10 protein-coding genes are annotated in these 12,919 nt (G+C 57.6%); all 10 read right to left on the reverse strand.

Annotated elements, in window-relative coordinates; all coding sequences use genetic code 11:
* Window positions 1–17 precede the first annotated feature (17 nt).
* Window positions 18–701, reverse strand: coding sequence for a YggS family pyridoxal phosphate-dependent enzyme (locus FB466_RS11795; protein ID WP_141918578.1), 684 nt, complete (start codon window positions 699–701; stop codon window positions 18–20).
* A gap of 4 nt (window positions 702–705) precedes the next feature.
* Window positions 706–1,848: a cell division protein FtsZ gene (gene ftsZ, locus FB466_RS11800; RefSeq protein WP_141918579.1), complete on the reverse strand. Its 1,143-nt coding sequence runs from the start codon at window positions 1,846–1,848 to the stop codon at window positions 706–708.
* A 172-nt stretch (window positions 1,849–2,020) separates the two neighbouring features.
* Complete coding sequence (locus FB466_RS13520; RefSeq protein ID WP_170206114.1) at window positions 2,021–2,725, reverse strand: cell division protein FtsQ/DivIB; 705 nt, start codon at window positions 2,723–2,725, stop codon at window positions 2,021–2,023.
* Window positions 2,726–3,194: 469 nt separating this feature from the next.
* Window positions 3,195–4,592, reverse strand: a complete 1,398-nt coding sequence (gene murC, locus FB466_RS11810) for a UDP-N-acetylmuramate--L-alanine ligase (RefSeq protein WP_141918581.1) — start codon at window positions 4,590–4,592, stop codon at window positions 3,195–3,197.
* Window positions 4,593–4,689: 97 nt separating this feature from the next.
* The gene (locus FB466_RS11815) at window positions 4,690–5,772 is read right to left on the reverse strand and encodes a UDP-N-acetylglucosamine--N-acetylmuramyl-(pentapeptide) pyrophosphoryl-undecaprenol N-acetylglucosamine transferase (protein WP_141918582.1); all 1,083 of its coding nucleotides are present in this window, start codon (window positions 5,770–5,772) and stop codon (window positions 4,690–4,692) included.
* Window positions 5,769–7,013: a putative lipid II flippase FtsW gene (ftsW, locus tag FB466_RS11820; RefSeq protein WP_141918583.1), complete on the reverse strand. Its 1,245-nt coding sequence runs from the start codon at window positions 7,011–7,013 to the stop codon at window positions 5,769–5,771. Before ftsW ends, FB466_RS11815 begins: the two co-directional genes overlap by 4 nt.
* Window positions 6,991–8,490: a UDP-N-acetylmuramoyl-L-alanine--D-glutamate ligase gene (gene murD, locus FB466_RS11825; RefSeq protein ID WP_141918584.1), complete on the reverse strand. Its 1,500-nt coding sequence runs from the start codon at window positions 8,488–8,490 to the stop codon at window positions 6,991–6,993. Before murD ends, ftsW begins: the two co-directional genes overlap by 23 nt.
* A 3-nt stretch (window positions 8,491–8,493) precedes the next feature.
* Window positions 8,494–9,576: a phospho-N-acetylmuramoyl-pentapeptide-transferase gene (gene mraY / locus FB466_RS11830; protein ID WP_141918585.1), complete on the reverse strand. Its 1,083-nt coding sequence runs from the start codon at window positions 9,574–9,576 to the stop codon at window positions 8,494–8,496.
* The gene (locus FB466_RS11835) at window positions 9,573–10,985 is read right to left on the reverse strand and encodes a UDP-N-acetylmuramoyl-tripeptide--D-alanyl-D-alanine ligase (protein WP_141918586.1); all 1,413 of its coding nucleotides are present in this window, start codon (window positions 10,983–10,985) and stop codon (window positions 9,573–9,575) included. The genes mraY and FB466_RS11835 overlap by 4 nt, the downstream gene beginning before the upstream one ends.
* Window positions 10,986–11,109: 124 nt before the next feature.
* Window positions 11,110–12,873, reverse strand: coding sequence for a peptidoglycan D,D-transpeptidase FtsI family protein (locus FB466_RS11840; protein WP_246054649.1), 1,764 nt, complete (start codon window positions 12,871–12,873; stop codon window positions 11,110–11,112).
* Window positions 12,874–12,919: the final 46 nt, after the last annotated feature.

Below are 12,919 nucleotides of genomic sequence, written 5' to 3' on the forward strand. Positions count from 1 at the left end.
GTTTGCCTACACTGAGATTAGACCGTGTCTGGCCTGTTTCCCGTTATTGCCGTGCCAATCCGCAGGTGTGTCGCGCCCTCGGCAACAGCTTGAACATAATCCTGAGTCATGCCCGCCGAGATTTCCGTCGAGTCGGGGGCAATCTGACGCAAGTCTTCAGAATATCGTCTCAACCTGGCGAAAGCCCTAGCTGGCTCCTCGCCGAGAGGGGCAACAGCCATGACGCCCCTCAGCCGAAGGAGGGGGTGCCCTAGCACCCGTTCGGCAACAGGGAGTAACTCATCCGGAGACACTCCCCCACGATTTCGATCATCCGTCATATTGATCTGCAGAAAGCACGACAGGGTACGTCCCGTGCGGGGTAACGCCTCGACAAGACGAACCCGATCAAAGCTATGCAGAACATCCGCATACTCTGCGACCTGGCGAATTTTCTTACCCTGGATCTGGCCCACAAAATGCCATCTCAGGTCCAAATCACTCAGGTCAGCGGCCTTCTGCTGGGCTTCCTGGTGCCGGTTCTCACCAAAGTCGCGAACGCCCAATCCGTATAGATCACGAATGAGGCTCACCGGGTGAAACTTAGTCACAACGACCGTGGTGATGTCCTCGGGGCGCCGACCGGCAGCGGCAGCAGCCGAAGCAACCCCCACACGAACGGCATCAAGCCGCTCGCTCAACAGTGCAGGTAGCTCACTCACCGATTTACTTTAAAAAGTCGGGGATGTCAATATCATCGTCATCCGCAAAGGATGGATCAGGCAGCACGGCTTCAACGGGGGGCGACACGATAGCCTCACCAAATTCGGTGGCCCCCTCAGCGGAATCTTCAATCGGCTGCGTCTCAGCTGGCGTAATGTAAGTACGACGCTTGACCGTTTCCGGGGCCGCGTGGGCGGGTTCAACAGCATCAAACCCGGCCGCAATAACGGTGACACGCACCTCGTCACCCAGAGTGTCGTCAATGACCGTGCCGAAAATAATGTTGGCCTCAGGGTGGACCGCATCCTGCACCAGTGAGGACGCCTCATAGATTTCGTTGAGTCCCAGGTTAGAACCACCCTGGATGCTGAGGAGAACACCGTGTGCACCCTCAATACTGGCCTCCAGAAGGGGCGATGCTACGGCTAGCTCCGCCGCTTTGATCGCCCGGTCAGCACCGCGAGCGGAGCCGATCCCCATAAGCGCGGAACCTGCCCCCTGCATAACCGACTTCACGTCTGCAAAGTCGAGGTTAATTAGACCCGGGGTGGTAATCAGGTCGGTGATGCCTTGCACACCGGCCAGGAGAACCTGGTCCGCGGAAGCGAAAGCCTCAACCATGCTGATCCCCGGGTCACTGATTTCAAGCAAGCGGTCATTAGGAACCACGATAAGAGTGTCAACTTCTTCACGAAGCGTGTGGATGCCGGCGTCCGCCTGGGCCGCGCGACGCTTGCCCTCGAAGCTAAATGGACGGGTAACAACGCCGATTGTGAGGGCACCGATTGACCGGGCAATCCGGGCAACAATCGGGGCCGCACCCGTGCCGGTTCCACCACCCTCGCCCGCCGTCACAAAAACCATATCGGCACCGGCGAGAGCCTCTTCAACCTCTTCCGCATGGTCTTCGGCGGCACGACGGCCAACCTCAGGATCAGCTCCGGCACCCAGCCCGCGGGTCAACACGCGCCCAATGTCAAGTTTGACGTCGGCATCACTGAGGAGGAGAGCTTGAGCATCCGTATTGACGGCGATAAATTCTACGCCGCGGAGCCCCAACTCAATCATTCGATTGACGGCGTTAACCCCACCGCCACCCACGCCAACGACCTTGATCACTGCGAGGTAGTTCTGATTATTTGACACGTTCGGCCTCCGCTGAAACCTTAAACCTCTACTAGAAGATTAAAGTTATTCTCAGTATACAATTCCTGTGGTTCACGCTACGGGCGAATCTGCCCTCACCGTGTATGACGTTCCGCGTGTCGAAATGTTGAGGCAAAATCCACCACACTTCCTCAACCCACACGCCACGTGATCACGAAAAGACCGGTGCTTCCGTTGACGACACATCAATCACCGTGACCTCCTGAGCGGCCAGCGCGGCAATCATCCTGTCCAGGATAACGCCTTTCAGAGAGGAGTCCTGCGCACTCCCCCAGATCACATTGATGCCGGAGTCTACTAGGACAAAAGATATGTTGTCAGCGGTGGTCGCCGTCACCGAGTCAATCCGCGGAAGGAGGTCGGCGGGGACAGCCTGAAGTGCGGCGGCGACCGCAATGAAAGCGGGCGCGCGAGGGTCGGCGGGCAGGGAACTGGCAACCGGATATCCCGCGGGTCGTTCAGCTTGAGTCTCAATCACGACACCCGCAGGATCAACGAGGCTAAACCCACCACTCACCACACGCGACATCACCGGTTGACGCTCGGCCACACGAATCACCAGGGTGTGTGGCGGCAGGGTTTCCAGGGAATAGCTTTGAATCACGGGAAAGTCAGAAAGAGCTTCTTGAATCTGGCCCTCATCTAACAGCGTTAGTGGCACATTCTCTTGTGAAAACAGAGCCTTCACGACGGCAGCGGTATCAAGTCGCTCGGCCCCCAACACCTGGATCTGCTGCAGCCCCATCAGCGGCGTAAACGCACCGACCCCCACAAAAATCACCAGCGCTCCCACCGCCGATAGCGAAGCGAATACCGTTCGTCTACGCCGACGTGCCAGCGCGGTAAACCGTTTCATCTCAGCCCGCTCTGCACGACGCCGACGCCAGATGGCACGACGGAGCGTGCTTCCACACGCGTTTCCAGGCTCCGCCCTGACCTGGGGCGCGATCAACGTCCTATGAGAAGGTTCGCCCACCACGGCTGGCGGAGAATCTTCCGATTCGCCAGCGGATACCTCGGAAGAGATCGGGACAACCGCCGAGGTCGAGATATCTGTGCGGGGTGAGCGGACATCCTCGCGAAACGGGGTCAGCTCACGGGTTACCGACGAATCGACCGAAGTCGGTGTTGCCCGTTTCAGAGGGATCACCGGACGGACGACGCTACGCTCCCCCGGGGTCTCGTGGGAGGGTTCGGCTGGGTTTCGGCGTGCCGGAGCACCGGGACGAACCGGTCGAGGTAACCGCACATCCTTCAGCCGCCCAGCAGCCGGATCCGGCCGGGCCGGATCAAATCCCCCAGGGCGCTTCACAAATCTACCCGTGTCACGACCAGCGATCCTCCAAAGCGGCCTCAACTTGGGGAATGATCCGGTAAACATCACCACAGCCCAACGTGATGACATAGTCACCGGGCTGAGTAAATGAGGCAATGTAATCAGCGGCTACCTGCCACTCATCCACGTACGCAACCTTGGACGGATTGACAAACCGTTGGGATACTAATTCACCAGTCACACCGGGCTCCGGGCTCTCGCGCGCGCCACACACAGCCAAAACGACCGTGTGATCGGCAAACGTTTCAAGTGCTGTAGCAAACTCCTGTGCAAAGAGTCGCGTGCGGCTGTATAGGTGTGGTTGATGCACGGCCACCACACGACCCTCCCCCACCACCGTACGAGCAGCCGACAATACCGCCGCAACCTCAGTCGGATGGTGAGCATAATCGTCGTAGACGCTCACACCGCCAATGGTCGAATGCAACTCAAAACGCCGCTTAGTGCCACCAAAAGTGGCCACGGCAGGAACCACCTCGTCCGGGGCGTAGCCCAGCGCAAACAGCACGGCACACGCACCGGCCGCGTTGATAGCGTTGTGGCGTCCGGGGACGGAGAGCTGAGCGGAGAATTCTTCACCGCGGTAGGACAGGCCAAAGGACACCGGACCATCGGTGATGATCGAGTGGACCCGGACATCCGCATCCTCTGCCTCACCAAAAGTGAGTACGGAGCGGCCGTCCAGCTGGGCCGTTACCTCACGTGCACCGGGATCATCCGAAGAAATAACCACGAGTTCTGCGGCCCCCCGGGAAAAATCGACAAAGGCCCGCATGAAATTTTCCCGTGACCCGTAGTAGTCCAAATGCTCTGGATCAACATTAGTCACAAGTGCAATATCGGTATTGTAGAGCAGGAATGAACCGTCAGACTCGTCGGCTTCAACCACAAAAATTGGATCTGCACCACGTGCCGAACTCACACCAATCGACTCGATGACACCACCGTTGACAAAGCTGGGGCTCTGGTTAAGAGCCAGTAACCCGCTGACAATCATACCTGTGGAGGTGGTCTTTCCGTGCGCGCCGGCAACCGCTACAAGACGTTGCGAACCAATCAGCCAGGAGAGAGCCTGCGAACGGTGCAGGATAGGCAATCCCCTACTCTGAGCGAGCACATATTCGGGGTTGTCTGGCCAGAGTGCGCCCGTGATGACGACCGTATCAGCATCGCCGAGATTGGCCGCGTCGTGACCAATCGTGATAGTGACTCCCAGGTCACGCAACTGGACCACATTGGAATTCTCCGTGGCATCCGAACCGGTCACGCGATGGCCCGCATCATGAAAGAGCCGGGCGATTCCGCTCATGCCTGAGCCCCCAATCCCGATAAAGTGGACCGTGCCCACCGTCTCGGGTAGCTCAAGTTCGAGATCAGGATAGATCATTCTGTGCCCTTCCAGTGGCGTTATCTGCAGGCTCCAGAGTAGCCCTCCGTGCTGACAAGATCATGCAACCGCGCCGGTTGCTGTTCCGCTACTCAACTCATCGCAGGCGAGAAGCCAGCGCCTCGTGAATAAGCTCGACCGTACGACGTGCGCCATCCAGTACAACCGTCTGGGCTGCCGCTCGGGACATTGTGTCGAGAGCAGTACCGTCCAACAACAGGGGGAGAAACCTCTCGCGCACCCAGGCAGCAGACAACTCGCTGTCATCAACGAGAAGGGCACCACCGGCAGCAACGACGCCCTGAACGTTGAAGCGCTGCTCCCCGTTACCATGCGGGTATGGGACGTAGAGAGCCGGAATACCAAGCCCACTCAACTCGCTCGCGGTTGCCGAGCCAGAACGGGAAATCGCCGCATCCGCGACAGCCAGAGCCAAGTCCATTCGATCACAATATGGGACAATAACGTAGTGTTCCCGCCCCGGATCCTGAATTTCAGTACGCTGCCCCCACACATGAAGAATCTGATAGCCCGCGGCAAGAATGTCAGAGGCCGCAGCCGAAACCGCCTCGTTAATACTCCGCGCACCCTGCGATCCGCCGGTGACAAGAAGAGTGGGCAGCCGAACATCAAGCCCAAAGTGCGCGCGAGCCTCCGGCTGAATAGCGACTCGATCGAGCCGCTCAATCTCTACACGCAATGGCATACCAACAAACCGGGCGTGTGGGAGTTCAGTGTGCTCAAAAGCAACCCCAACAAAAGAGGTCTGTCTGGCACCCAGCACGTTTGCCAACCCTGGCTTAGCGTTAGCCTCGTGAATGACGAGGGGAATGTCACAGCGTTTTGCCGCGCGATAGGCGGGAGCCGAGGCGTATCCCCCGAAACCCACAACGACGTCAACCGAGTACTCGCGGATAATCTCGGTGACCCGACTCACAGCGCGGGCAAACCGTGGGAAAAAGGCAAGTGCTTCCCGGTTGGGACGACGAGGAAACGGCAGGCGAGGGATCGTCAGAAGCTCATACCCACGTGCGGGAACTAACCGGGCTTCCAGCCCCTCTGCCGTTCCCAGAACCACAATCGTGGAGTCCGGTTCCACAGAACGAAGGTAGTCAGCCACAGCGAGAAGGGGGTTGACATGCCCGGCCGTTCCACCGCCGGCAAGCAAATATGTTGTCATCGTGTCCTCTGATTTGGTCGCGCCGTCGGAGTGTCCTCGGGGGGATTGTTAGTGGAGTCTCGTGCGATCGACAGAACCACTCCAATCGCCATCAGACAGGATATAAGAGCGGTTCCACCCGACGACAGTAGCGGAAGTGGTACACCCAGAACGGGCAGAATGCCGATCACAACACCGATGTTCACGAAGGCTTGGCCCACGATCCACACAAGGACAGCACCCGTCGTCACGACGCCGAAAAGATCGCGTGCATTTCTCATCACGCGTAGGAGGCCCACAGCGAGAAGCACGTACAGCAGGATAACAACGATTGCCCCAATCAAACCCAGCTCTTCGCCGATAATGGCGAAGATGTAGTCGTTATCGGCTGCGGGCAACCAGGACCATTTGGCTTTTGAGTTGCCCAGGCCAACGCCAAAAACTCCACCATTAGCCAGTGCCCACAGGCCATGAAGTGGTTGCCAGGACAGTCCGCTGTAATCGCTCCCACTCTTCTCAAAGAAATCGGCGATGCGGCCCATTCGGTTGGGACTCGTGATCGCCATCACAGCAACCAGTGCAACCCCCAGAACAAGAGGAATCAGCAGCGTACGGAGACGCAACTCGGCGAAATACAGTGCGGCCATCACGACCACACTCATAACGATCACCGTCCCCAGGTCCTCGCCCAACAGGACAAGACCGATAGATATACCGGCTACGGGGAGTACCGGTATGAGGGCGTGCATCGAGCGATCAAGGAGTGCGCGCTTCTTCCACAAGATGTAGCCAATCCACACCACGAGAGCGAGCTTGAGAAACTCCGAAGGTTGGCCGGTTACACCACCAATCGAAATCCAGTTGCGGTTTCCGTAGGTCTCGATCCCCAATGGCGTAAACACAAGCAGCTGGAGAAGAGCCCCCAGCGCAAGCGCTTGCCAAGCCCACTTCTTCCAAAAGCTCACCGGGAACCGGCTGAACACCAGCATAAGAGGCACCCCGATGGCAGCGAATGTGGCCTGACGCCAAAACCCCGCGAAGAATCCCTGCTCTCCCACAAACGACGTGATCGACGAGGAGGACAACACCATGACGAGCCCGATTGCCACCAAAAAGAGCGTCGTACCCAGCACCAGAAAATATGTGCTGGACTCAGCCGTGAGGTTACGCCCCAGAGAGATTCGGGCGCGAAACCCCCTGGCAGACGACTCAGCGTCTTCTGCACGTGCCGGGCTCGGCCTAGAGGGAGGCGGAATCGTCATCCGCCTCACCTCCCACTAGCTGTCGTACCGCCGAAGCAAATCGCGCTCCCCGATCTGCGTAGCTGCTGAATTGATCCATTGATGCCGCAGCTGGAGCCAGAAGAACTGTATCTCCCGGCTGGGCAACAGACGCTGCGTGACCCACAACAGCCGCCATAATGTCAACAGTTTCACCCGGTTCAACATCAAAAAGCGGCACATCCGGTGCGTGTCGTCTGAACGCCGCAATCAGTTCGCTGCGATCCTGACCGATCACCACTACAGCACGGAGACGAGACACGTGGTTGCGCACCAAATCGTCAACGTCAACGCCTTTAAGAAGCCCCCCGACCACCCATACGACGCTCTCAAAGGAACGAAGCGAGGCCGAGGCTGCATGCGGGTTTGTTGCTTTCGAGTCATCTACCCACAGGACATCGTTCACCGTAGCGATTCGCTCCACACGATGAGAATCAAGACGAAAAGCATCGAGAGCCGCCGCGATCTGAGCCGGCTCAACGCCCCGGGAGCGAGCAAGCGCGCTGGCCGCGAGAATGTTCTGGATGATATGCGGCGCGGCAAGCCCGAGAGTTGCGAGATGCTGGATCGTTGTGATCTCCAAAGCACTCGTCTGTCGCTCATGAAGAAAGGCCCGGTCACACAGGAGGCCATCAACAATACCCAGATCACTCGGTTGGGGACTATCCAGGCCAAAGCTAATCGCGCGGGCGCCCTCCTGAACATCTGCGTCACGGACCATATTTTCCGTCACCGGGTCGGCCCGATTGTACACACACGCGTGGACAGTATTCTCGTAAACACGTGCTTTATCGGCGATGTATTGGCCGAGAGAACCATGCCAATCCAGATGATCAGCGGCAATATTCAGGCAGACACTCGAATAGGGCTCAATATGGCCGACGCGCGCGAGTTGGAAGCTGGATAACTCCACCACAAGCACGTCGAACCCCTGTGGGTCGCGCAGAGCGTCAAGTACCGGAACACCGATATTGCCAACAGGAGCAACCCGGAGACCACCCGCGAGCAACATGTGCGCGGTGAGCTGGGTCGTCGTGGTCTTACCGTTCGTCCCGGTGATGGTAATCCAATCGGCCGGAGCACCAACCTTGTCCCGCAACCGCCACGCTAACTGAATATCGCCCCACACTGGGATATCAGACGCCTCGGCCCAGGTCGTCAGCGGGTGATCGGGCCGATAGCCCGGAGAGACAATGACAAGATCCGGGGCAAAAGTAGCCAGGTCAGTAAGCTGGACCGCATCGCGCGTGTCGTGAAAGAACTGGCAGCCAATGACCTCAAGAAGTCGTTCGCGGTCCCTGTCCCTCCCCGCTGCGATGACACGCACCGTGCACCCCAACTCGACCAGCGTGTCCGCAACAGCAAACCCCGTGACCCCGAGACCCAGAACGGCCACACGAAGGCCGGACCAATCATCGTGCCAACTCGAGAGAGCTTCGATACGCTCTGTCTCACCCATGCCTTAACCTGCCAGCCACTCGGCATAAAACAGGCTGATTCCGAGGATCACGAAGAACGCGGCCACCAGCCAGAACCGAACAACAACAGTAACCTCGGCCCACCCCTTGAGTTCGAAGTGATGATGGATCGGACTCATCAAAAAGATGCGCTTACCCTTGGTGATCTTGAAATATAGCCGCTGGACAATCACCGAGCCGGTCTCGATCACAAACAGGCCGCCGATCAGCACCAAAAGGAGCTCGGTGCGAGTCAGGATTGCTAAAGCCACAAGTGCCCCACCGATGCCCAGCGAGCCCGTGTCTCCCATGTAAATGTGCGCCGGGCTGGTATTCCACCACAAGAATCCCACCAGTCCGCCCACAAGCGCTGCGGCGATAACCGCGAGGTCGAGAGGATCGCGCACAACATAGCAATTGGCCACATTGGCCGGGTCAGCGCAGGATTGGTTGAACTGCCAAAAGCCAATAAAAATGTAGGCACCGATCGCGAGGATTGAGGCCCCCGTGGCGAGACCGTCAAGACCATCGGTGACGTTCACCGCGTTGGAAGCAGCAGTTACGAGCAGCACAATCCATATACCAAAGAGAATCAAACCGCCGATAACGCCGAGGGCCATGAAGTCGATGGGGAGGTCGCGAAAAAGTGAGATGTGGGTTGAGGCTGGCGTCAAGCCCCGTGCGTTGGCAAATTGTAGCGATAGCACGGTGAAGAGGAGAGCGACAACCACCTGGCCGGTGATCTTTGCCCAGCCGCCCAAACCCAGGCTCTGCTGCTTACGAGTCTTGAGGAAATCATCGATAAACCCGACCAGGCCAAGGCCCACCATCATCAGGATCACTAAGAGAGCGGATGAGGTCACCGCCTCCTGCATGATGAGTTTGGCAACAAAATAGCTGAGCACGGCACCAGAGAGGAAAATAATTCCACCCATTGTGGGTGTTCCCCGCTTGGAGTAATGAGACTTGGGCCCATCCTCACGGATGAACTGGCCCCACCGAAGTTTATTGAATCCCTTGATGAAAATAGGAGTCAGAAGAAGAGAGTAGAGCATCGAGAGGGCGGCGGCCAGGAGGAGAGCAATCATGCGAAGTGCGCCCCCAGACGATCACCCAAGAAGCGTAGGCCGGCAGAATTGGATGACTTTACAAGAACCGTGTCTCCCGGCTCCAGCTCTTTGACAAGGTACTCAAATGCCTCATCTTGGCTGCTCAAGAACACGCTTTCTCCATCCCATGACCCCTCATTAATCGCGGTGATGTGCATACGACGCGCCGCATCGCCCACAACCACAATCCGAGAGATATTTAACCGAACCGCCTGCAAGCCTATTCGATCGTGCTCTTCTCCGGAAAACTTGCCCAATTCGCTCATCTCCCCCAGAACGGCAACTGTGCGCTGACCCGGCTCCGAAATCAGAGCGAGAGTTTTCAACGCGGCCATCATTGAGTCTGGACTCGCATTGTAGGCATCGTTAATGACGGTGATCCCGTCGCGGCCGCCCATCACCTCCATCCGCCAGCGCTCGGCCCGAGTCACGGCTTCAAGACCGCGGACGATATCAGCCAGAGGTACCCCACATTCCTTCGCAACAGCCGCCGCCGCCAGCGCATTCATCACGTGATGCTCGCCCAGCACCCGAAAAACGACCGGCGCTGATTCTCCGGCGGCCGTATGAAGAGTAAAGGTTGTTCCTGCTGCACCGGCAATAACATCCGTTGCCCGCACGTGGGCATCAGGGGACAGGCCAAACCAGACAACTCTGGCTCGCGTGAGGGGTGCCATGTCGGCCACCCGTGGATCATCTCGGTTGAGGACGGCCACCCCGCTCTCAGGAAGCCCCGTGACCATCTCCGACTTTGCTCGAAAGGTGGACTCGATTCCACCGAATCCACCGGCATGGGCCAGGCCAACAGTAAGGACAACCCCGATACGGGGACGAGCCATGGTGATCAGGCGTGCAATATCGCCCTCGGCGCTCGCCCCCATTTCGGAGATCAAAAAGGAAGTCTCTGCGGTGATCTTCAACATGGTAAGTGGGGCACCAACCTCATTATTAAATGAGTTCTCGGGGGACACGGTCTCACCCAGGGATGGCAATATCTCCCGTAGAAGATTCTTGGTGGTCGTCTTACCGTTGGAACCGGTAATACCCACAACTGTCAGCCCCCCCAACGATGTGACGCGTGAGACCACCTCGGCGGCAAGCATGCCAAGGGCCGTCACGGTATCGGACACCACAATCTGTGGCGCATTCGCCTTAACCTCGTACTCAACCACCAAAACGGATGCCCCGCGGTTCGCCGCCTCAGCCGCAAATTGATGACCGTCCATCGCCTCGCCACGTTTTGCAAAAAAAAGATCGCCGGGTTCGATAAGTCGAGAGTCAATCTGAGCTGATCCGCTCACAACGTTCTCGGCGGATGCGGGCGACGAAGCGAGAACGAGCCGACCCCCCATCGCCGTGGTCAATTCGGCCAGTGTCAAAGCGATCATTTCTGATACATACCTTTCTGCGCGGGGATGAGCGCAGGTGAGTGGGTTCCGCGGCCTCTGATGATGAACAGGACCGCACGCACGTGTTGCCTGACCATCTTCCCAGATACCACGGGTGGGCGTGTTAATAGTGCTTCGGCAAAGTTTCCGCTGGGGTTGTTGAGGGCGGTACTGCGTATGCCTTAATCGTCGCTTGGGCAACATCCCGGAATCCGATTACGGCCTGCCGAGCACCGTCGGCAGTCGCCGGATGGGCAATCGAGAAAACGACAACATACTTGGGGTTATCCGCGGGAAAATATCCGGCAAAGGAGTATATATAGGTGCTCATATAGCCCCCCTGCCCATCCGGCTGTTGGGCGGTTCCCGTCTTACCGGCGATGCGATACCCAGGGATAGCAATAACATCCGTCAGCCATGAGTCCTGGGGCAGCATTTCGAGCATGCTCGTCATGGTCTTGGCAGACTCGGGTGAGATAACCTGCACCGGATCACCCGCATCATAGGGAGTCACCGTACCGTCCGGATACGTACAATTGTCGATGATCGACAGTGGCATCCGCTTGCCTCCGTTGGCAAAGGTAAGATAAGCCCCGGTCGTCTGCACAATGGTGGACGATACACCCTGACCAAACATCGTTGTGTAGCTTGTCTGCGGGTCCCACTCCTGGTAAGGATGGAGGATACCGGAACTTTCAGATGCCAAACCGGCATTGGTTGGCGTCCCAATGCCAAACTTTTGCAGATAATCGTATCGCGTCTCGTCGGAAAGACCGTGCCCCAGCAGCGAAATACCCACGTTCGATGAGTCAACAAGAATCCCGGTGAGCGTATACCTGGTGTCACCGTGCGACCACGAATCACGAAATTTGGCACCGTTGGGGGCCACATAGCTACCGGGGACCAGCACCTGCGTAAGGGGAGTTGCCGTACCCGTGTCGATAAGGGCAGCAGCTGTAATCGCTTTGTATGTGGAACCGGGCTCATACCCGTAGAGAAATGCTTTAGAGGTGAGGTCTTCGGCGGCAGATGCCTTGATGTTGTTGGGGTCAACCGTGTTTGACTCACCCACTGCACGCAATTGACCAGTCGCAGTATCTGCAACTGTTGCTACCGCCCACTGAGCCCCAGTAGCCTCTTTCTGACGCTGCACAATCTGCTGGGTTTGCCACTGCAAATCTTTATTAATCGTCAATTGAAGGGTTCCCCCGTCCACCCGCTCTTCCACTTTAACGGTGCTCCCGGGGATGGCCACGCCATCGGCCCCGCGCTCATAGGTCTCTTTACCGTTAGTCTCAGCCAGACACGCATTTTGCGAAAGCTCGACCCCTGCGAGTGGTGCATTATCTGTGCCCACAAATCCCACAAGATTGCCACCAACGGCACCGTTGGGATAAATCCGACTAGCGTTCTGGCTGAATGTAAGCCAGGGTATTCCCAACTCTTTGAGAGCTTTCAACGTCTTGAGATCAACCGAACGTTTAACGTAGGCAAAGTCGGACTTGGGGTTCTCGGCGAGAGCATCAGACACGATCTTTTCAATCTCATCCGCCTTCTGTCCGGTGATCGAACCAATCTCAGCAAACTGCTGAGCGGGGGTCACTTTCACTGTCTGAACACCGCCAGGCTCCAGACGATTAATAGTGCGCACGTTTTTGGGTGACATCTGGACGTCGTAGCGAACGTCCGTCGTCGCCATCACCGTTCCATCCTCATCAACAATATCTCCACGAATACCGTAGGTTACGAGTGGAACTGAGCGTTTATCGAGGGAGGTAGCGTTTAGCTCAGGGGCTTGAACAATCTGGATATCAACCAGCCGAAACACAAACATACAGACGGCGGACAGAATAGCCACCATTGTCAGCGTCGATCGTAACCGACTCACGCGACTTGGTCTCACGGTTGACGCCACTCCATAAATTATGCTCCCG

Source organism: Klugiella xanthotipulae (assembly GCF_006716695.1).
In the GTDB taxonomy this organism is placed as follows: domain Bacteria; phylum Actinomycetota; class Actinomycetes; order Actinomycetales; family Microbacteriaceae; genus Klugiella; species Klugiella xanthotipulae.